The sequence below is a fragment of the Pseudomonas sp. MWU12-3103b genome (assembly GCF_023100615.1).
In the GTDB taxonomy this organism is placed as follows: Bacteria; Pseudomonadota; Gammaproteobacteria; order Pseudomonadales; family Pseudomonadaceae; genus Aquipseudomonas; species Aquipseudomonas putida_A.
The window spans coordinates 35,350-56,409 of record NZ_JALMEY010000017.1 but is presented as its reverse complement, the minus strand read 5'-3'; the positions used below and the strand labels follow the sequence as shown (position 1 = coordinate 56,409).

The 21,060-nt window shown below is 60.5% G+C and carries 18 protein-coding genes and 1 other RNA gene; 12 read left to right on the top strand and 7 right to left on the bottom strand.

Going from position 1 to position 21,060, the window contains the following annotated elements; all coding sequences use genetic code 11:
• Positions 1–62: 62 nt before the first annotated feature.
• The 7 genes from M0808_RS23165 to ssrA all read left to right on the top strand — a co-directional run bounded on the left by M0808_RS23165 (position 63) and on the right by ssrA (position 7,189).
• The gene (locus M0808_RS23165) at positions 63–887 is read left to right on the top strand and encodes a (Fe-S)-binding protein (RefSeq protein WP_247842546.1); all 825 of its coding nucleotides are present in this window, start codon (positions 63–65) and stop codon (positions 885–887) included.
• The gene (locus tag M0808_RS23160; RefSeq protein ID WP_247842545.1) at positions 884–2,338 is read left to right on the top strand and encodes a LutB/LldF family L-lactate oxidation iron-sulfur protein; all 1,455 of its coding nucleotides are present in this window, start codon (positions 884–886) and stop codon (positions 2,336–2,338) included. The genes M0808_RS23165 and M0808_RS23160 overlap by 4 nt, the downstream gene beginning before the upstream one ends.
• Entirely contained in the window at positions 2,338–3,009 is a 672-nt protein-coding gene (locus tag M0808_RS23155; protein ID WP_247842544.1) for a lactate utilization protein, read from the top strand. The genes M0808_RS23160 and M0808_RS23155 overlap by 1 nt, the downstream gene beginning before the upstream one ends.
• On the top strand, positions 3,006–5,816 hold the full coding sequence (locus M0808_RS23150; protein ID WP_247842543.1) for an FAD-binding and (Fe-S)-binding domain-containing protein: 2,811 nt from the start codon (positions 3,006–3,008) through the stop codon (positions 5,814–5,816). The genes M0808_RS23155 and M0808_RS23150 overlap by 4 nt, the downstream gene beginning before the upstream one ends.
• Before the next feature lie 132 nt (positions 5,817–5,948).
• Positions 5,949–6,230: a hypothetical protein gene (locus M0808_RS23145; protein ID WP_027610766.1), complete on the top strand. Its 282-nt coding sequence runs from the start codon at positions 5,949–5,951 to the stop codon at positions 6,228–6,230.
• A gap of 197 nt (positions 6,231–6,427) precedes the next feature.
• Positions 6,428–6,703 (top strand): hypothetical protein, encoded by a 276-nt coding sequence (locus M0808_RS23140; protein ID WP_027610765.1) that lies wholly within the window; start codon positions 6,428–6,430, stop codon positions 6,701–6,703.
• A 96-nt stretch (positions 6,704–6,799) separates the two neighbouring features.
• Positions 6,800–7,189: a transfer-messenger RNA gene (gene ssrA, locus M0808_RS23135) on the top strand.
• A 177-nt stretch (positions 7,190–7,366) separates the two neighbouring features.
• On the opposite strand, the gene M0808_RS23130 is transcribed toward ssrA, so the two are convergent.
• Both M0808_RS23130 and M0808_RS23125 read right to left on the bottom strand, forming a co-directional pair.
• Positions 7,367–8,059: a hypothetical protein gene (locus tag M0808_RS23130; protein ID WP_247842542.1), complete on the bottom strand. Its 693-nt coding sequence runs from the start codon at positions 8,057–8,059 to the stop codon at positions 7,367–7,369.
• Between the two features lie 18 nt (positions 8,060–8,077).
• Positions 8,078–9,118: a DMT family transporter gene (locus tag M0808_RS23125; RefSeq protein ID WP_247842541.1), complete on the bottom strand. Its 1,041-nt coding sequence runs from the start codon at positions 9,116–9,118 to the stop codon at positions 8,078–8,080.
• A 205-nt stretch (positions 9,119–9,323) separates the two neighbouring features.
• Here M0808_RS23125 and M0808_RS23120 point away from each other — a divergent pair, with 205 nt between their 5' ends.
• From M0808_RS23120 to M0808_RS23105, 4 genes are all read left to right on the top strand, one after another.
• Entirely contained in the window at positions 9,324–9,758 is a 435-nt protein-coding gene (locus M0808_RS23120) for a hypothetical protein (RefSeq protein WP_098967134.1), read from the top strand.
• 95 nt (positions 9,759–9,853) lie between these two features.
• Positions 9,854–11,260: a DUF2252 domain-containing protein gene (locus M0808_RS23115; RefSeq protein ID WP_225137476.1), complete on the top strand. Its 1,407-nt coding sequence runs from the start codon at positions 9,854–9,856 to the stop codon at positions 11,258–11,260.
• Between the two features lie 220 nt (positions 11,261–11,480).
• Positions 11,481–12,068, top strand: coding sequence for a ribosomal protein S5-alanine N-acetyltransferase (gene rimJ, locus M0808_RS23110; RefSeq protein ID WP_247842540.1), 588 nt, complete (start codon positions 11,481–11,483; stop codon positions 12,066–12,068).
• A 30-nt stretch (positions 12,069–12,098) separates the two neighbouring features.
• Positions 12,099–13,577: a glycosyltransferase family 39 protein gene (locus M0808_RS23105; protein WP_247842539.1), complete on the top strand. Its 1,479-nt coding sequence runs from the start codon at positions 12,099–12,101 to the stop codon at positions 13,575–13,577.
• 77 nt (positions 13,578–13,654) lie between these two features.
• Here the strand turns inward: M0808_RS23105 and M0808_RS23100 are convergent, their stop codons facing one another.
• On the bottom strand, positions 13,655–14,326 hold the full coding sequence (locus tag M0808_RS23100; protein ID WP_247842538.1) for a histidine phosphatase family protein: 672 nt from the start codon (positions 14,324–14,326) through the stop codon (positions 13,655–13,657).
• 255 nt (positions 14,327–14,581) lie between these two features.
• On the opposite strand from M0808_RS23100, the gene M0808_RS23095 reads away from it, so the two are divergent.
• A complete protein-coding gene (locus M0808_RS23095; RefSeq protein ID WP_247842537.1) occupies positions 14,582–16,501 on the top strand; it encodes a methyl-accepting chemotaxis protein in 1,920 nt (639 codons plus the stop codon).
• Positions 16,502–16,660: 159 nt separating this feature from the next.
• Here M0808_RS23095 and M0808_RS23090 read toward each other — a convergent pair whose 3' ends face one another.
• The 4 genes from M0808_RS23090 to M0808_RS23075 form a co-directional block, all read right to left on the bottom strand.
• Positions 16,661–17,080 (bottom strand): type II toxin-antitoxin system VapC family toxin, encoded by a 420-nt coding sequence (locus M0808_RS23090; RefSeq protein WP_098967124.1) that lies wholly within the window; start codon positions 17,078–17,080, stop codon positions 16,661–16,663.
• A complete protein-coding gene (locus M0808_RS23085; RefSeq protein ID WP_098967122.1) occupies positions 17,077–17,322 on the bottom strand; it encodes a plasmid stabilization protein in 246 nt (81 codons plus the stop codon). The genes M0808_RS23090 and M0808_RS23085 overlap by 4 nt, the downstream gene beginning before the upstream one ends.
• A 221-nt stretch (positions 17,323–17,543) precedes the next feature.
• Complete coding sequence (locus tag M0808_RS23080) at positions 17,544–18,917, bottom strand: DUF1329 domain-containing protein (protein ID WP_247842536.1); 1,374 nt, start codon at positions 18,915–18,917, stop codon at positions 17,544–17,546.
• A 148-nt stretch (positions 18,918–19,065) separates the two neighbouring features.
• The gene (locus M0808_RS23075; RefSeq protein ID WP_247842535.1) at positions 19,066–21,021 is read right to left on the bottom strand and encodes a DUF1302 domain-containing protein; all 1,956 of its coding nucleotides are present in this window, start codon (positions 21,019–21,021) and stop codon (positions 19,066–19,068) included.
• Between the last annotated feature and the right edge of the window lie 39 nt (positions 21,022–21,060).

The following is a 21,060-nucleotide window of genomic DNA, read 5'->3' as shown; positions in this document are numbered from 1 at the left end:
AGGCTCTTTATATTCAGCAGCCGCCACAGACGGATAACCGGGCCCACCCGGAGACACGCCTGATGAGCGAGCTTTTTTACAACGCTGTGCCCAACGCCACCCGCGTCGCACCGCCACTGCCCGAACCTCGGCAGTACCCCAGCGAGAAACCGTCGCGGGTCTATCTGTTCGGCACCTGCGTGGTCGACCTGTTCTACCCCGAAGCCGGGATGGACGCGATCCACTTGCTCGAGCGTGAAGGGATCAAGGTCGAGTACCCGCAAGGGCAGAGCTGCTGCGGGCAACCGGCCTACACCTCGGGTTACACCGAGCAGGCGCGGACGGTGGCGCGCGCGCAACTGGCGCTGTTTGCCGGGGATTATCCGGTGGTGGTGCCGTCGGGTTCCTGCGCGGGCATGTTGCGCGAGCATTACGCCGACTTGTTCAAGGACGAGCCGCAAACGTTGAAACAGGTGCAGGCCCTCGCGGCCCGCACCTATGAGCTGGCCGAGTTCCTGCTGTTCGTCTGTAAGGTGCAGCTCAAGGACAGCGGCGAGCCGGTCAAAGTCGCGCTGCACACCTCGTGTTCGGCACGGCGCGAAATGAACACCCACCTGCACGGCCGCGAGTTGTTGGCGCAGTTGAGCAACGTGGAACGGGTCAACCACGACCACGAAAGCGAATGCTGTGGCTTCGGTGGGACATTCAGCGTCCGTATGCCAGACATTTCCGGCGCGATGGTGGCGGACAAGACCCGGGCGTTGAAGAATTCCGGCGCGCACAAAGTGTTGAGCGCCGACTGTGGCTGTTTGATGAACATCAACGGCGCATTGGAGAAACAAAAGGAAGCGCTGCGCGGGCAACATCTCGCCAGCTTTCTGTGGCAACGAACCGGAGGTGCGCAATGAGCACCTCGACGATTATTCCTACGGTTGCCGTAGAAGAAGATTTCCGCACCCGGGCACACAACGCCCTGGGTGATCAGCAGCTACGGAACAACTTCCGCACTGCGATGGATTCACTGATGACCAAGCGGGCAGCGGCTTTCAGCGATGCCCACGAAAGAGAACACTTGCGCGCCCTGGGCAACTCGATCAGGGCGCGTGCGCTCTCCAAGTTGCCCGACCTGCTCGAGCAACTGGAACAGAACCTGACCCGCAACGGTGTGACAGTGCACTGGGCGGAAACGGTGGACGAGGCCAATGGCATCGTCCTTTCGATCATCCGCGCTCACGAGGCGCGGCAAGTGATCAAGGGCAAATCGATGGTCAGCGAAGAGATGGAGATGAACCATTTCCTCGAGGCTCAAGGTGTTGAATGCCTGGAGTCCGACATGGGGGAATACATCGTCCAGCTCGACCACGAGAAGCCTTCACACATCATTATGCCGGCGATCCACAAGAATGCCGGTCAGGTCGCGTCCTTGTTCCACGACAAACTTGGCGTGGAGTACACCAAGGACGTTGACCAACTCATTCAGATCGGTCGCAGGGTCCTGCGGCAGAAATTCTTCGAAGCGGACATCGGCGTTTCCGGCGTCAACTTCGCCGTGGCCGAAACCGGCACCCTGCTGCTGGTGGAAAACGAAGGCAACGGCCGCATGACCACCACCGTGCCGCCGGTGCACATCGCCGTCACCGGCATCGAAAAGGTCGTGGAAAACCTGCGCGACGTGGTGCCGCTGTTGTCGCTGCTGACCCGCTCGGCGCTGGGCATTCCGATCACCACCTACGTCAACATGATCTCCGGCCCGCGCAAGGAACATGAACTCGACGGCCCGCAGGAAGTGCATCTGGTGCTGCTCGATAACGGTCGCAGCCAGGCCTTTGCCGACAGCGAACTGCGCCAGACCCTCAACTGCATCCGCTGCGGTGCCTGCATGAACCATTGCCCGGTCTACACCCGCGTCGGAGGCCACACCTACGGCGAGGTGTATCCGGGACCGATCGGCAAAATCATCACGCCGCACATGGTCGGTCTGGCGAAAGTCCCGGATCATCCGAGCGCTTCGTCGTTGTGCGGTGCCTGCGGTGAAGTGTGCCCGGTGAAAATTCCGATCCCTGCCCTGCTGCGGCGATTGCGCGAAGAAAACGTCAAAGCCCCGGACAGTCCGCATCAAGTGATGCGCGGCCAGGGCAGCAAATATTCGCGCAAGGAACGCTTCATCTGGAACGCCTGGGCGAAACTCAACAGCTCGCCGACGCTGTATCGGTTGTTCGGGTTCTTCGCCACGCGCCTGCGCGCCCTGACCCCGAGCCATATCGGCCCATGGACGCAAAACCACAGCGCACCAAAACCCGCCGCCCGCTCACTGCACGACATGGCCCGCGAGCATCTGGCCAAACAGGGAGACCGCTGATGAGCGCCAAGCAAAATATCCTCGCCAAACTACGGAAAAGTCTGACCGGCGCCACACCGATTGCCGACGAGTTCGACGTCGATCTGGTGACCCAGCCTTACACCTACAGCGCCGAGCAACGCATCCCGCAGCTGCGCAAACTGATGGAAGCGGTCCACACCGAGATCCATCTGACTACCGGCGCAGACTGGCCGACGCTGCTCGCGCAATTGCTGCGTGACCGGCAGCTACCGAGCCTGCTGATCGCACCGACTACGCCTCACGGGCAGCGCATCTCACAACACTGGGCGAACAATCCTGATCTGCCGACACTGAAATCCTACGACCGGCCGATGGAGGAGTGGAAAGCCGAGCTGTTCAACGACACCCCGGCCAGCCTCACTGGCACTCTCGGCGCCATCGCCGCGACCGGCAGCCTGATTCTCTGGCCCACTCGTGAAGAGCCGCGATTGATGAGCCTGGTGCCGCCGGTGCATTTCGCCCTGCTCAAGGCCAGCGAAATCCGCGACAACTTCTATCAGGTGCAACAGGAATTCGAGTGGGCCCAAGGCATGCCGACCAACGCGCTGCTGGTGTCCGGCCCGTCGAAAACTGCCGACATCGAACAAGTACTGGCCTACGGCGCCCACGGCCCGAAAGACCTTGTGGTGCTGATCCTGGAGGACCAATGACGCTTCCGGTGAATTTCCTGCGTGATGCGCAGCAACTGATTCCAGCGGAGCGCCGTTTTGACGATCCGCTGTCGACCTTGGCCTTCGGCACCGACGCCAGTTTTTATCGGCTGATTCCCAAACTGGTGATCCGCGTCGAGTCCGAAGATGAAGTGGTAGCGCTGCTGAAACTGGCCCAGCGCGATCAGGTTCCAGTGACCTTCCGCGCCGCTGGCACCAGTTTGTCCGGGCAGGCGATCAGCGATTCGGTGCTGATTGTGCTGGGGGATAACTGGAACGCTCGCGAGATTCGCGGCCAAGGCCTGCAGATTCGCCTGCAACCTGGAGTGATCGGCGCGCAGGCCAACGCGTGGCTGGCTCCCTTCGGGCGCAAGATCGGCCCCGACCCGGCGTCGATCAACGCCTGCAAGATCGGCGGCATCGTCGCCAACAACGCCAGCGGCATGTGCTGCGGCACCGCGCAAAATACCTATCACACGCTGGCCGGGATCCGTCTGGTACTCGCCGACGGCACCCGTCTCGACACCGAAGACGCCGCCAGCGTCGCCGCGTTTCGCGCCAGCCACGGTGATCTGCTGGAACGCCTGGCAACATTGGGCCGCGAGACCCGCGCCAATGCCGAACTGGCTGCGCGAATCCGCCACAAATATCGTCTGAAAAATACCACCGGTCTGTCACTCAACGCCCTGGTGGATTTCGACGAGCCTGTGGATATCTTGAGCCACCTGCTGGTCGGCTCCGAAGGCACGCTCGGCTTCATCAGCGCGGTGACCTACGACACGGTGGTCGATCACCCGAACAAGGCCTCGGCGCTGATCGTGTTCCCGGATGTGGAAACCTGCTGCAACGCAGTCACCGTGCTGAAAAGCCAACCGGTGTCGGCGGTGGAATTGCTCGATCGGCGCAGTCTGCGTTCGGTGCAGGACAAACCGGGCATGCCGGATTTCGTACAGCACCTGTCGAACAATGCCTGCGCGCTGCTGATCGAATCCCGCGCCGCCTCTTCCACTTTGCTGCAGGAACAACTGGCGCAGATCATGGCTTCGCTAGCCGGTTTCTCGGTGGAAAAACAGGTCGATTTCACTGAAGACCCGGCCGAGAACGCCAAGCTCTGGGCCATCCGCAAGGACACCTTCCCCGCCGTCGGCGCCGTGCGCAAAACCGGCACCACGGTGATCATCGAAGACGTGACCTTCCCGGTCGAGCAACTGGCCATCGGCGTCAATCGCCTGATCGAACTGTTCGACAAACACGCCTACGACGAAGCGATCCTTTTCGGACACGCTCTGGAGGGTAATCTGCACTTCGTTTTCACCCAAGGCTTCAACAGTCCGGAAGAAGTCGCACGCTATCAGGCGTTCATGGACGACGTGGCGCAACTGGTGGCGGTGGAATTCGGCGGTTCGCTCAAGGCCGAACACGGCACCGGGCGCAACATGGCGCCGTTCGTTGAGCTGGAATGGGGCAGCGATGCCTATCAGTTGATGTGGCAGCTCAAACGTCTGCTCGACCCCAACGGCATCCTCAACCCCGACGTGGTGCTCAGCGAAGATCCGCAGATCCACCTCAAACACCTGAAGCCGCTGCCGGCGGCTGACGAGATTGTCGATAAATGCATCGAGTGCGGCTTCTGCGAACCGGTCTGCCCGTCGAAAGGTCTGACCCTCAGCCCGCGCCAGCGCATCGTGATCTGGCGTGACATTGAAGCGAAGAAACGCGCCGGCGTTGACACCACCGAGCTGGAACAAGCCTACGAGTACCAAGGCATTGAAACCTGTGCCGCGACAGGCTTGTGCGCGCAGCGTTGCCCCGTAGGCATCAATACCGGCGAACTGGTGAAAAAGCTCCGCGCCCGTAACGCCACGCATCAGAAAACCGCTGACTGGATCGAAGGAAATTTCGCCAAGACCCTGCAAGGCGCACGCTTCACCCTGCACGTGGCCAACGGCGCACGGATGCTGCTCGGCGCACCGCGCCTGGCGAAGCTGTCGGCAACCCTGACACGTTTGTCCAAAGGCCAGGTGCCGCTGTGGACCAGCGCGATGCCGCAACCGGAAAAAGCCATTCGCTTCAGCCCGAGCGTGTCCGACGAACGCCCACGCGTTGTGTATCTGGCCGCCTGTGTTTCACGGATGATGGGCCCGGCAGCGGGCGACAAGGAGCAGATGTCGCTGTACGACAAGACCCGTGGCCTGCTGGAAAAGGCCGGTTACCAAGTGGTATTCCCGGACAATCAGGACAACCTCTGCTGCGGTCAGCCGTTTGCTTCCAAAGGCTACGCCGAACAGGCCGAGCACAAGCGTCAGGAGTTGATCAGCGCGCTGCTGCACGCCAGTCGCGGTGGACTCGATCCGATCTATTGCGACACCAGCCCGTGCACGTTGCGCCTGGTGCAGGACGTGGGAAATGTTCGCCTGGATCTGTATGACCCGGTGCGCTTCATCCGTACGCATCTTCTCGATCGACTGGAGTTCACCCCGCAAGAAGCACCGATTGCAGTTCATGTGACCTGCAGCACCCAGCATCTGGGCGAAAGCCAGGCGCTGATCGAACTGGCACGCAAATGCAGCAAAACCGTGGTGATCCCGGAAGGCATCCATTGTTGCGGGTTTGCCGGTGACAAGGGTTTCACCACGCCGGAGCTGAACAGCCACTCGCTGCGCACACTCAAGGACGCGGTGCAACATTGCAACGAGGGGATTTCCACCAGCCGCACCTGTGAGATCGGCCTGACGCAGCACGGCGGCATCGACTATCACGGACTGGTCTATCTGGTGGATCGGGTTACTCGAGCGAAGGCCTGCTAAAAGAAAGTTAGAACCCTTGAGCGAGGCGGTAGTCCACGGAACAAGCCCCGAACACGCGGGGCTTTTCCTCCTTTCGCAGGCCTGCTCTGACAGTCAGCGAGAGTCTGGATTCCTCAGTGCAAGGAGATACTCATGAAGCATTCTGTACTGTTTGGTCTGTTCGTTACTGCCTCGATGATGGCTTCTACTTCGTTCGCCGATGGCAAACCTGCCGACTTGTGCGAGGCGAATCTGCAAAAGATCGAAAGCGCCAAGACGCAATATCAGACGTCGCCGGATCTGAATTCGCGCGTCTCGGCAAGCGTCAGCAAAGCCCAGGCCCTTAAGGCTCAGGGCAGGATCGACGACTGCCTGGCGGAAACCCAGCAAACCCTTCTGGTAATCCAGAACTCGACGGGGGATACCAAGAAATAAACCTCGGGACGACCAGTCTTCAGGTGGCGTGATGCAGCGCGGTTCGGGTTGACGGGCCACGATGTAAAAAAAACCGAATTCCTGCGTGCGGCCGCGGTCGATTGAACAGGCCCACTACCAAACACGGCCTGTTACGACCTCGGCATCGCCGCCAGACCGTCCGGCAGCACCGAGACCAACCGTTCAAGGAGATACCCATGAAGCATTCTGCAATTGCTGGATTGTTCATCGCTGGTGCCCTGCTGACGTCGCCGGTGTTTGCGGCAGACAAAGACCTTTGTGCCGGGAATCTTCAAACCATCAAAGACTTCGTTACCAGTCAGCCGTCAATTCCCGAGACGTCCATGAACAACGTCAAGGAAGCGCAGAAAAAAGCTGAAGACGCGCAGGCGGCCGGCAATGACAAGGATTGCGTTGAGGTCACCTCTTCCTTGATAACCAAAATGCAAATCCGCAATCCAACGCGCAATTGATATGCCACGAGGCCAACCTTCGGGTTGGCCTCGCCGGCCGTTTGGCGTACACTGCGCAGGCTTGTTGCCTCACCTGATGTACGAGGCAATGAGTTCGGGGCCGATTAGGATTCGACGCCGGTGACGAAACTTTAGGTGCATGCCGACTTGGTAACAGAAGTCGTAAATCCACTGTTGCAACTTCTTATAGTTGCCAATGACGACCAATACGGTGCTGCTCTCGCTGCTTAATTGCAGCTGACATGCACTCCTGGTGCCTTCGGGCCCAGCAATCATCAGGGGATGTCTGTAAACCCGAAATGATTGTCATATAGAACAGAATCGCCGTGCAGTACGTTGTGGACGAAGCGGCTAAAACTTACACAACTCGCCCAAAGCACCCTGCCCGTCGGGTCGCTGAGGGTTAACTTAATAGACACGGCTACGCATGTAGTACCGACAGCGGAGCACTGGCGGACGGGGGTTCAAATCCCCCCGGCTCCACCAACTCTCGACGACAAAGCCCGCCTTGTGCGGGCTTTGTCGCATTTGCACATCAGCCAAACCGGGCACACAAACCCACAGCCTGCAGGCGATCAAACTCGATAACCCTGGCAATGCTCTGCCTACTCACAAAAAAGGACGACACGATGTCGTCCTTTTTCGTACCCGCATTCATCAAAATCAATGAACCGCGCTGAGCAGATCCGGGCGGCTGGATTTGAGCATTGCCTCATTGACCTTGCCTTGAATCGAGCAGGTAAACATCCCCTTGCTGCCAGTCGTCAGCTCTTGCGGAGCAGGCTCGATCAGGAACACGCGCTCGGCACTGTCGACAACCAGCTTGCCCGCCGTTGCGGATGGGTCTTCCGGCTGCCAGTTGGATTTGTCGTGGGACCAGATTTCCGCGCGTGCGTAGAGTCCCTGCGACATGTCCATACGCGGCCCACCCGCTTTTTCCAACTGGGTGTGGAGTTCATTCGGCGTCTGTTTGGCGTAGAACCCCCAACTGATGATGCGAGTGCCCATCAGGTCTGTATCTTCGGCGTAGAAGCCGGTCAACGACATGCCGTCAATTTCGACCGGCTTGGCGAACATCCAGCGCTGCCCCATATCGCTCTTGGTGCCGCCGGACAATTTGATCTGGCCATTTTCGACAGTGCTCGGCACCAGATTCTTGAACAAAGGTGATTGCACGACTGCCAGGGAGTGATCGTCACAAGCGGCAAACGACGCCACCGGCGAAGGTGCAGCGGCAACGCTGAAAGCAGAAAAAAGGGCCGCAATGGGCAACAGCAGGAAAATTGGTTTCATGGAATGACTCGAATGAAAGACTGAAGAAATCGACAGAGACGATATCACAATGACATCAATCAACAGACTTCAGAGTTTCAATCAATGCCCATGCCGATGATGCACATCCGGAAAATGCGCATGACTGTGCCGCATCGGCGTGTGCACATGCGGATGGCTATGCGGCTCCACCCCATCCCACTCAAACCCATGCGTATGTTGATGATGCTCATCGTGTGTATGCCGATGATCATGCTCAAGCGGTTCGTGCTGATGCTCATGAACATGGTTTTCCATCAGATGAATCCATACCCCCACGGCCATTAACGCCGCTGCGAGCAGAAACATCAGCGATATCGACTCGCCGAGCAGCAGAATCGAGATGCCTGCGCCGAGAAACGGCGCGGTGGAAAAGTAGGCGCCGGTGCGTGCGCTGCCGAGGCCGCGCAGGGCGAGGACGAACATTACCAGGCTGACGCCGTAGCCGAGAAAGCCGACCAGCATGATCGGCACCAGCGAGGTGGCGGCGGGTAGTTGGGTGCCGATGAACAGGGCGAGTGTGCAGTTGACCAAACCGGCCACGAGGCCTTTGCTGCCGGCGATGAACAGTGCGTCCGAGGCCGAGACTTTACGGGTCAAGTTGTTGTCGATGGCCCAGCAGAAGCAGGCGAAAGCGACGGCCAACGGGCCGGTCCAGTCTTGCGCCGAGACGGTCTCTTGCGGCCAGGACAGCACGACACCGCCGGCGACGATGGCGAGCATGCCGATCACGATTCGTCGGTCGGCATTTTCCTTGAACACCACCCACGCCAGCAGCGCCGTGAGCACTGATTCGAGGTTGAGCATCAGTGACGCGCTCGCGCCGGACGTTCGGGTCAGACCGAACATCAGCGCCACCGGCGCCAGCACTCCGCCGAAGCCGATGGCGCCGAGCAGCCATGGCCATTCACCGGTGCCGAGCCCGGAGGGCTTCCAGCCACGATCGCGGACAAAACGCAGGGCGGTCAAGCCCAGACCGCTACCGAGATAGAGCAACCCGGCCAGCAGAATCGGCGAAACCTGTACCCCCAACAGTTTGGCGAGAGGCGTACTGGCGCCAAACAGCGCCGCCGCAATCAATGCGTGGAGAACGCTCACATTCATGCTGGGATCACTCGCTGGGGCCGATGGAATACCGGCGCCCATCATCGCAAAACTCAGGTGAGAATTATGTGAACAGCTGATTCGTGTCAGCGAACATCATCTCTGGCTTGTGCTCAAATCCAGCAACATTTAATCCGCGCAATCTCTGGGCGGTCGCTCGAAGCAGGCTCTATGCTGCGAACATCGAGATGCAATGGAGTTGAAGATGAAAAGCTGGATTGCCGTAGCGCTGGCCGCGCTGATTTCCTTGTCCGTCCATGCGGCCGACGCCCCCACCGTGCGCGTCGAGCCGATCGCGTTCACAACCAGTGCCGACAGCATCCAGCGCAAACAGTCGATCAAGGGGGACCAGACCGCGCAGTACACATTCAACGCCAAGGCCGGCCAGATACTGACCGTCGACTTCAAACCGTCCAACACCTCCGCTTACTTCAACATCCTCGCCAAGGGTGCGGATTACGCGCTGTTCAACGGCTCGATCATGGGCAATCACTTTCTCGGTCCACTGCCCGGCGATGGCGAGTACACGGTTCAGGTCTACCTCATGCGCAACGCCGCCCGGCGTAATGAAGTGGCCAAGTACGATTTGTCTCTGAAGCTGGTTAATAACGATGCTGGATCTGGCACGAGGACAAAGTGACGGAGTTCAGAAGTGACATCGCTCAGTGTCGCCGGCAGATAAACCCCTGAACCACTTCTACACTCACACCGCCCCCACTGCCACGACGAGCCCCCATGACCACCCTCCAAACCCGCATGAAGCAAGGCAAGGACGCCCGCAAGAAATGCTCGCGCAGCGCCCACGCCACCACCGGAAAGATGAACCGCGATCCGATCCCGCTGATCAAGGCCTCCAGTCAGGGCCGCGTCGCCTCGCTGGTGGAACTGCGTTACGGACGAATGCTGGTGTCGCCCTTCACGTTCTTCCGTGGCAATGCGCTGGTGCAGGCACGTGATCTGTCGAGCACCGAGAACATGGGGCTGGTCGGGCCGATCTGTGGGGATGCGCATTTGATGAATTTCGGCGGGTTTGCCACGCCGGAGCGCAATCTGCTGTTCAGCGTCAATGATTTCGACGAGGCGCATCCCGGGCCTTGGGAATGGGACGTGAAGCGGCTGGCTGCGAGTTTCGTGGTGGCGGCGCGGGATTTGCGCCATGGCGAGTCGGTTGAGGAAGACGTGTGTCGGCAGATGGTCGGCGCCTATCAGGCGACGATGCTGGAGTGCGCCGAGCAGAGTGCGCTGGAAACCTGGTACGAATCGATCAAGTACGAAGATTTGCTCGATCAGGCGCGCAAGAGTGCCCTGGAGCACGTGCAGCGCGCCGTCGATAAAGCCGAACGGCGCACCCACGCCGAGTTGCTGCCGAAGATCAGCGAGCGCGACGCGAATGGGCGGCTGGTCATTCGTGACGATTTGCCGGAGATTTTCCACCTGCACAAGAACACCACGCTGCTCGACGCCGATGATGACTGGTTGCGGCTGGCGGACTGGCGGCCGTTGTTCGATACGTTCATGCGTGACTATCGCACCACGCTGCAGGCTGACCGGCGGGAATTGCTCTCGCGGTTTCACGTGCAGGATCTGGCGTTCAAAGTGGTCGGCGTGGGCAGTGTCGGCACCCGCTGTTTGGTGGCGCTGCTGACCGACGATCAGGAGTTTCCGTTGTTCCTGCAGTTCAAGGAGGCGCGGCGCTCGGTACTCGCCGACTATGTGAAGGCCAAGTCCCGCACGCGTCATGAAGGTCAGCGGGTGGTCGAAGGGCAGCGCTTGATGCAGTCGGCCAGCGATCTGTTTCTCGGCTGGACCACCGGTCCCAACGGTCGGCATTTCTATGTGCGGCAGTTGCGCGACATGAAGATCTCCGCCGAACTGGAAAACTTCGACGCCGACACCTTCGCCGCCTATGCCCGGGTCTGTGGCCGCGCATTGGCACGGGCGCACGCCAAAGCCTCAGGCAACGCTGCGCTGATCAGTGGTTACATCGGCAAGGGCGATGCCTTGGCCGACGCTTTGTTCAAATACGCCCGCAGTTACACCGCGCAGAACGAGCGCGACTTCGAACGCTTTCAGCAGGCCTGCCGCAAGGGCCGGCTGACGGCGCGTTCGGAAGCCGATTTCGCCGCGGATCATCTGCCCTGAAGCGTTGCAGAGCCGCCGCCACCGAGATGAATTTTTCTTCACTGCCCCCGTTCGATCAACACGGTACAGTCCGCTCGCTCATTCAAGAAACTACGGTTCGCCCGCGCTCTCCCGCGGGCTTTTTTTTGCCTGGCGTTTGGTGCCGGAGCGATGCGCGCGGTTTGTTTTTTTCCATCTCCTAGGCAATCCTGTCCCTCGACCCTGCCAACCGGAGCCGCCGATGTCACTGCTGAGCCTGCCCTGCCAACGCCTGACGCTCGCCATCCTCGCTCCGGAACAGGCCGAGCTGGAAAGTGACTTCTATGCACGCAACCAGCGCCACCTCGCGCCGTGGTCGCCGATTCGCACCACCGAATACTTTTCTACCGAACACATTCGTCGACGCCTTGAAGTTCAGGCCAGTGCTTTCGAGGCCGGGCTGGCGATGCATTTCGCCCTGCTGACGCCGGATGGCCAACAGATGATCGGCGCGTGCAATTTCAGCGGGATCATTCGCGGCGCGTTTCAGGCGTGTTATCTGGGTTATCACATTGATCACGCGCATCAGGGTCAGGGCCTGATGCGGGAAGGTCTGGAGGCCGGCATCGGCTACATGTTCGACACGCAGAACCTGCACCGGATCATGGCCAACTACATGCCCGGCAACGAGCGCAGCGCGCGGTTGTTGGAGCGTCTGGGTTTCGAGCGCGAGGGCTACGCCAAGGCCTACCTCAACATCGCCGGGCGCTGGCAGGACCATGTGCTGACGGCGCTGGTCAATCCGCTGTTTGAAACGCCGGAAAAGCGTTGGTCGCGTCAACTGGCGTGAGTTTCACAATTTGTTAAGCATTGGCGAAGTATGCTCAAGGCTCCTGCCCTTTCCGGTTGCCTGAAACCCATGCCGCGTGCCGCCACTTCGCTGTTTCTACTCGCCGCCCTGCTGTTTTTTTTCGCTTTGGGTAACCACCAGTTGCAAGGCTCCACCGAGGCCCGGGTCGCTGGGATCGCCATGGAGATGCATCTGGACGATGACTGGGTGACACCGCGCCTGTTCGGCGAACCGTTTCTGGAAAAACCACCGCTGAGCCTGTGGCTGGACGCCGGCGCCATACGCGTGTTCGGGGTTTCGCCGTGGGCGGTGCGGCTGGCGTCGGCGGTGGCCGGGTTGCTCAGCGTGATGCTGCTGTACGGCATGCTGCGCCGCTTCGGCCGGCCAAAAGCGGTCGCGTGGACGGCGGGGATTCTGCTGGCAACCATGGCCAGCTACTGGAGCAACGTGCGCGGGGTCGGCGAAGATGCGCTGCTGGCGCTCGGCGTGACCACGGCGCTGCTGGCGTTCTTTCAGGCACAACGCGCACCGAATGCGGCTAACTCGCTGCTGTTTATCGTTGGGATCGCTATCGCCACTTTGAGCAAGGGCGTGCTCGGCCTGGCGATGCCTGGGGTAGTGATTTTCGCCTACCTGCTGGCCGACAACCTGATCGACAGACGCCTGAAGGTCGGCGCCTGGCTGCGTCCCGGCCTGCTCACGCTTGTAGGTCTGATTCCGTTGCTGATCTGGCTCGTCGTGCTCTATCAGCGCGGTGGTTCGCACGCTGTCGCTGAAGTGCTGCTGACCAACAGCGTCGGTCGCTTCAGCGGCTCGTTCGTCGAGGCCGGGCATTACGAGCCGTTCTATTACTATCTGGCCAAACTGCCGGAAGCGTTCCTGCCGTGGAACATTCTGGTGTACCTGGGACTGTGGCATTTCCGCAAAGAACTGAAGGCCAACCGTTACCTGTTGTTTTTCAGCCTGTGGATCGTCGCGCAGTTCATCATGCTGACCCTCGCTTCCAGCAAACGCACGGTGTACCTGATGTCGATGACCCCGGCGGCGGCGGTGATCGCCGCTGAGTACGCACGCGTGTTGTTCGAGCGCTTGCAGGCGCGTGAAAACGCAGACCGCTTTATCGGAAAAGTCGCCCGCCATCGTCAGGCGATTGCCGCAGGATTGCTCACGGTGGTGATCGCCAGCTACCTCGGCGCCGCGCAGTGGGCACTGCCCAACGCCGACAAGGAGTTGTCGTTCCTGCCGTTGACCGAACACATTCAGAGCTTGCAGGCCAACGGTCAGCAGGTCGCACTGTTCCAGGCCAATGAACGGGTCGGCGGCGCCAGCGTGTTCTACACCCAAAGCGTGCTCAAGGGGCTGGATACTGACGCGCAAATGCACGACTTCCTCAGCGCTTCCCCCTCGAACGTCGCGGTGATCTCGGCAGACAGCGAACCCGCCGCACCACTCAAAGTGCTCAAGACCATGATGGTCGGGCGTCAGGCGTATTACTTCGTCGGCTACTGACGTCCTTCGCACCAGACAATAAAAAACCCGCCGTCACTGGCGGGTTTTGTTTGCGCTGAAGCTTGGCAAACGTCAGTTCATCGGGTGCTCACCGAGTGCCAGTCGGAGGCTTCGATGAAGCCAAGCACCCGAGGGTCCGCTTTGTTTGCGGCAGACACAAACAGTGAGGAGCCGTAGCCAGGGTCAGAAACCGGTGAATTCAAGTCCTTCTCCAACTCCGCCATGCATTCGCTGTGAGTCACCAGGATCAGGTTGCGCCCCGGGAGCTTGTGCGCCAGCGCTTCCTGCAGGATGTGGCCCTTGCAGCTGATTAGCCAATCTTCGCCGCTGGCCGCGCGGTTGAACATGTAACCGGCGGTCTGCACCGTGCGCAGCATCGGGCTGTTGTAGATGTCGGCGTTATTCAGGCCCAGATGCTCAAACTGTGCACCGACACCGACCGCAACACTGCGCGAGCGGTCGGTGATGCCGTCGTCGCCACTCAGGCACGGCGCCGGCGAGTGATCGCAGCGCTCGACGTGACGCACCAGCACGATCATGTCGCCCTTGGCCCACCCGGCCGCCAGTGCGCGGTCGCCGGACACATTGCCATGGGCCAGGTCCGGCACCGCCGCCGGGGCGAGCAGCCCCAGTGTCAGCGGAATCACCAGCAGCGACGCGCCGAGCACCACCCAGGTATTGCGATAGCGGGCCAGTCCGCTCAGGGAAATCGAGCGTTTGACGCCGAACAGACTCAGTCTCAATTCCACATCGGGCCGCCTCGTCGGCATCCATCACAGTCAATTCGATGCGGCGAGGGTAGAGAAGCGGGCGTAAGTGGCGAGTGAAACGCATGTGAAAAAAGTCTTGAAGCGCCCTTGTTACAAATTCCGTAGGACAAAAACCTTTCAGCTCTCGTGTTTGCGGCCGATACAGACCTGCTAACACCCTTGCTGGCTCAAAAAAACAACAATCTTCCAGCCTGACCGACGATCAAGTAGCTCTACGTTCCTGGAGGAATTGTGATGAATAGCTGGTTCGGCAACATCAGCGTGAACATGAAATTGGGCCTGGGCTTCGGCCTGGTCCTGGCCCTGACCTGCGTGCTGGCCCTGACGGGCTGGACCAGCCTCGGCGGCCTGATTGACCGCAGCAACTGGATGAGCGACATCACCCAGCTCAATGCCGGTCTGACCAAGCTGCGCGTGGTGCGCCTGCAATACATGCTGACCAACGGCGACGAAACCGCCGCGCAGAATGTACAAACCACCCTCGAAAGCTTCGCCGCGCAACAACAGGCGCTGATCAACAAGTTCAAGAGCCCGGAAAACGTCAAACTGCTGAAAGAGCAGGCAGCGACTATCGCCGAATACCAGACCTCGCTGAACAAGATGCGCAACGCCTACCGCACCGGCAACAGCGCCCGCGACGTGATGGGCACCAACGCCGACACCGCTTACAACCTGATCGAAACGATCAGCAAGCGCGTGCAGCAAATGGACATGAGCGAGCAACGCTTCGAGCAGTTCCAGGCCATCACCGAAGCCAAGGAAGCGTTCATCCTGGCGCGCTATGAAGTGCGCGGCTACACCGCCACCACCAACGCCGAAACCGAGCAGAAAGCCGTCGGCCAACTGGACGCGGCGATCGCCAGCCTCAAGCAACTGAACGTGCATTTCGCCGCCACCCAGCAAGACGCCCTGCGTCAGCTGGAAACCGCCCTGAGCAACTACCGCAGCGCGTTGCAGGCGTACAAGAACGCCAACAGCGAAGCGGTGCAGGCGCGTAAGGAGATGACCGATCAGGGCACCGCGATCGTCAACACCAGCGAGCAGCTGTACCAGATCCAGCTCGACCGCCGTGACATCGAAAGCGCCCAGGCCCGTACCTTCCAGCTGATCAGCACCCTGCTGGCGCTGTTGGTCGGTGTGATTGCCGCGGTGATCATCACCCGTCAGATCACCCGTCCGCTGCAGGAAACCCTGGCCGTGGTCGAGCGCATCGCCAGCGGTGACCTGACCCAGAACGTCACCGTCACCCGCCGCGACGAACTCGGCGTGCTGCAACAAGGCATCGCGCGCATGGGCGTGACCCTGCGCGACCTGATCAGCGGCATCCGCGACGGCGTCACCCAGATCGCCAGCGCCGCCGAAGAACTCTCGGCCGTGACCGAGCAGACCAGCGCCGGTGTCAACAGCCAGAAGGTCGAGACCGACCAGGTGGCCACCGCCATGCACGAGATGACCGCCACCGTGCAGGAAGTCGCGCGCAACGCCGAAGAAGCCTCGCAAGCCGCTGCCGCCGCTGATGGCGAAGCCCGTGAAGGCGACAAGGTGGTCAACGAAGCCATCGCGCAGATCGAGCGCCTGGCCAGCGAAGTGGTGCGTTCCACTGAAGCCATGAGCGTGCTGCAACAGGAAAGCGACAAGATCGGCAGCGTCATGGACGTGATCAAGGCCGTGGCCGAACAGACCAACCTGCTCGCGCTCAACGCCGCGATCGAAGCGGCGCGTGCTGGTGAAGCCGGGCGTGGTTTTGCCGTGGTCGCCGACGAAGTCCGTGGTCTGGCCCAGCGCACGCAGAAATCCACCGAAGAAATCGAAGGTCTGGTCGCCGGTCTGCAGAACGGCACCCAGCAAGTGGCCGCAGTGATGAACAACAGCCGCGCCCTGACCGACAGCAGCGTGGCCCTGACCCGCAAGGCTGGCGACTCCCTGGAAAACATCACCCGCACGGTGTCGAACATCCAGTCGATGAACCAGCAGATCGCCGCCGCGGCCGAGCAGCAAAGCGCCGTGGCCGAAGAAATCAGCCGCAGCATCATCAACGTGCGCGACGTGTCGGAACAGACCGCCGCGGCCAGTGATGAAACCGCCGCGTCCAGCGTTGAACTGGCACGCCTGGGTGGTCAGTTGCAGCAGATGGTGAGCCACTTCCGCGTCTGATCTCACCTCTGCGTTGAACGGAAGATCGATTCGCGAGTAGGCTCGCTCCCACAGGTAATGCGTTGAACACAGATCATGTGAACAACGCCAATCCCCTGTAGGAGCGAGCCTGCTCGCGATGGCGTCAGTCCAGTCAGCCCATACTCACTGCCCCACCGCTCACACCTCCCACGGATTCATCACTTCCACTCCCGAGAACCGAAAGTCCTTCACGTTACGGGTGGCGATTGCCGCGCCATGAGCCCGGCAAATTGCGGCTATCTGAGCATCAGCCATCGACACCGCCCGTCCCTTTGCTTCGCAATCTGCGACGAGTGCCGCGTACTCGACAGCGGCATGCGCATCGAACGGCAAAATGCGTCCGGCGAAATCCTCTTCGAACATTGCCATCGCATGGGCTTGAAGATTCTGTTTGCGCTTGCCTGAGGGAAGTCGGGCGATGCCGTGGAGTATCTCAGCCACCGTTATCGCACTGATGGCCAGATCCATGGCGGGCTGCGCATCAACCCAGGCCAGCACCCTGGTTTCAGGTTCGATACGCATAAACTCTGAAAGCACGTTGGTATCGAGCACTATCATTCAGAAAAATCCACCCCGGTGGCTTTCTCTGAGCGCTCCGGCAATTCAAGTTCAACTCCGCCGTTTGCACTGAACCTGCTGCGTATCCGGCTTCCAAGTCCGCCGGCACGATCAACTGTGGCCAAGGCTCGACCGAGAATCAGGCGCGCCTCTTCTTCCATGGAGTGTCCGTTGTGTGCAGCGGTGATACGCAACTGTTCCTTGAGCTTTTCGTCAAGGTTTCGAATGGTGATGCTGGCCATGACGCCTCCTGCAATCAATGAAATCATTGATTGCATGCTAGCACATCCGTTCTGGCTCACACCGGGCAATCTTCCGAACGGCCATTCTCACTGCAGCAGATGGTCAGCCATTTCCGCGTCTGACCTTCACCTCTGCGCTGAACGAAAGACCGATTCGCGAGCAGGCTCGCTCCTACAGGGGTTGCGTTGGATCAGCAGGCCGGTGCGCGTGTTGCCTGACTCTAGCGTGTCCCGCGCTGGCGTAACGCCGAGGGCATGAAATACGCGTCTTCCGGCACCGGTTGCGAGAAGTCCACGGTGGAGGCTTCTTCATTGTCGAGGTTCTGCACGTAGTAACGGCGGGCCTGCAGGTCGTGGAACACGTCCAGTGCGCTCCAGGTGGTCGGCAGGTCGTAGAAGTTTTTCAGGTAGGCCATCGACACCCGCCACAGCTCCCCTCGCCCATCGTATTGATCGACCAGCGCCGCGCCCCAGCTGTCCTCGTCGAGAAACAGCACGCGCTTGGAATAGATATGCCGCGCGCCCGGCTTGAGGTTGCCTTCGACCACCCACACGCGGTGCAGCTCGTAGCGGGTGAATTGCGGGTTGAGGTGGCCGGGGGTCAGCAGTTGGGCGTACTTCACGTCCGGGCTGCCGACCTTGTAGTTGTTGTAGGGAATGTAGATTTCCTGCTTGCCCTTGAGCTTCCAGTCGTAGCGGTCCGGCGAGCCGTTGAACAGGTCGGTATCGTCCGCCGTGCGCAGGCCATCGGATGAGGCGATCGGCGTGTCATATGCCAGGTTCGGCGCGCGGCGCACACGGCGTTGGCCGGCGTCGTAGACCCAGGCCTGGCGCGGGTCCTTGAGCTGATCGAGCATCTCGTGCACCAGCGCCGCACCGCCGGCCAGCCGCGCCGGACTTTTCACGAAGGCGAGGTAGTAGAACAGGATGTTTTTCAGGTCGGCGTACTGCCCGCCCGGACGGTAGAAGTTGAACAGCGCTTCCTGCTGCGAAGTCACCAGCGCAAAGCTGCCGTTGCGCTGCACCGGGGCTTCGGACGCGCGACGTACCACGTAGATTCCGCGATAACGGGTGATGTGGTTCCACAGCACTTCGATGCCGTCCTTGGGCACCGGAAACGGTACGCCGCCGTAGGCATCGGCGAATCCGCTGCCGCCTTCCAGCAGCTTGGCCGAGGTCGCGTTCTTCAGGGTGTTGTCATACAGCCACTGCGGCGCCGAACCCGAGCGACGCGACGGGTAGACCGGCATCTGGAACGTGTCCGGGTAGCTGTTGAACAGCGCAATCTGACCGGGGCTGAGGTGGGCCTTGTACTGGTCGAGATTGGCCTTGGTAATGGTGAACAACGGCTTGTCCGCCGCATATGGATCCGGGTGATGTTGGCCCGGTTTGTAGCCGGCGGGCGCCTGGGTGATGCCGCCGGTCCAGGCCGGAATGGTGCCGGCGGCGTTGCCGGCACGCTCGGCACCCAGGGGCGTGAGGGTGGTTTTCAGTTGTTCGGCTTGTTGCGGGGTGATGGCGGCCAGCGTGCTGCCGGTGACAAGGCCGAGAACGAGTGCCAGCGAGATCTTGGTCAGTCTTGAAGTGTGGAACATGATCTTCTCCGAAGTACAAAAACCTGTGGGAGCGAGCTTGCTCGCGAAAGCGGTTTGTCAGGCGACATCTGTGTTGAATATGCCGGCCTCTTCGCGAGCAAGCTCGCTCCCACAGGGGATGAGCTGCCGCAAAAATTGTGTTTGGTACTCACAAGAAATACTTGAGGTTGAACCCGACGTTGTCGCGGTCGCGAATCCCGTTGTTCTGCCCGCCGCCCCAGAAATTGGTGTACTGCACCTCGGCTTCGAGCTTGTTCTGGTAGTTGGCCTTGATCCCCAGGGTGTAGGCCTTACGCCCGTCGATGGTGTTGCCGGCTTGATAGCTGTTGCCCTTGAAGTCGTCCTTGTAGACGACGTAAGGCGAGACGTTGACCCCGGCGTACACGTCGTTCCAGGTGCCGTTGAACATCACCGTGTAGCTGTAGGAGTTGCGGTTGACCTGATCATCACGATCACCGCCGGAGACATAAGAGGTGTTGCCGGTACCGGCGTAATAACGCGTGCTGCCGTCGTAGGCGGTGTATTGCAGACTGCTGCCGCGCAGGTGTTCGGAGGCCAGTTCGAAGATGCCGAACATCGAGTCGAACGACAGCGTCGGGCCGAAGTTGTAGATGCTGCCCAGCGAGGTGTTGAACGCTTCCACGCGCTCGGCGTTATTGATCTGGCTGTCGAGGGTGACCATCTGCCCGCCGACGTTGATCGCCTTGCCGGTCACCGCCACAGCGGCACCGTTGGCCAGATCGCCGATCAAGTCGTTAGTCGCGGCGATGCCGATCGGCAGGTTCGGCCGGTAGGCAATCTCGCCGAACACCGAGGCCTGGCCCAAAGTGGTATTGAAGCTGAAACCGTACATGCGGATGTCTTCGGCATAGCGCCGATGCGCCTGAATATTGCCCATCACGTCGGCTGTCGCCAGACCGTTGGCCAGCGCCCCGGCCTGACTGCCAGCGACGCTGGAGAGCATGTTGGTCAGGGCATTCATGTCGATGCCTTTGTAGCCACCGAGGTCAGCGGCGATGGTCGGCTCCTTGGCGTGGTAGTTGACCAGATACAGGCCGAACTCGGTGCTGTTGAGCTCCTCGGCGATGTAGCGAAACGCAAAGCCAAACTGACCATCGTTGCGCGCGTTGTAGTCCTTGCCGATCGACGCCACTTTCAGCGTGTTGCCGTAGGCCGGCGTCACACCGTTGGCGTACAGGCCGGTGCTTTTCAGCGCCGGGCCGAGCAACGGGTTGTTGCCCAGTGCGCTGTACAGGCCGATGACGTTGCCAAAACCCGGCACCGGGGTATCGAGCGCAGTGCCGCTGAAGTTGTTGTAACCGGTGTTGCCGCCATCGGCGAACAGGTCGGTCTGCGAGTAGAAAGTCCCGACCGGGTCGATGCGGGTTTCCTTCCAGTTGGTCTGGTAGAAGCTCTCCAGGGTCAGCGAATCGGTCAGGCCGATGTTGAAGCTCACCGCCTCCACCGGCATCAGCACTTCCTTGACTTCGGCGCCCGGCAAGCGGTACTTGGCGGCGTCCACCGGGTTGGTGGTGTTGATCCCGCCGCGATAGAAAATCCCCTCGCCCCAGTTGAACACCTGACGCCCGACCCGCGCGGTGACCGGCATCTGCGCCACGTCCCAGTTGCCGTAGACATAGGCGTCGAGCATCTCGATCCGGCTGCCGGCGATGTCGCGGGTCTGGCTGGTGAAGCGGTCGTCCTGCGGGTAGCTCTGACTCGGCTGCGCCGGGTTGTTGTTGCGGTAGTAATCGTTGCGCTTGTCCATCAACTGGGTGTCGTAGAACGCCGTGCCGCGCAGGAACATCCCGTAGTTCTGGTAGTTGGCCTCCAGCTCCGAAGTGATTTTGTACACCTCGGAAACCAGCCCGGTGTCGAAGTTGCGATTGCCGTCGTTGGTGTTGACGTCATCGTTGTTCTTGTCGCGCCCCTGCACCCGCCACAAGCGGCCATAGGACAGGGTCGTGTCGATCGAGCCGGTGACCTGATTGTCCAGCACGCTGAACTCCTTGGCCTGCACGCCATCGACTGCGCACAGTTGCAGCAGCCCTGCCAGACCGACGCCGGGGAGCGCTACGCCAGACAGGCGAAATCGAGCTTTCATGATCTGTTCCTCTTTCCCTGGTTTTATTGTTGTGGGGTG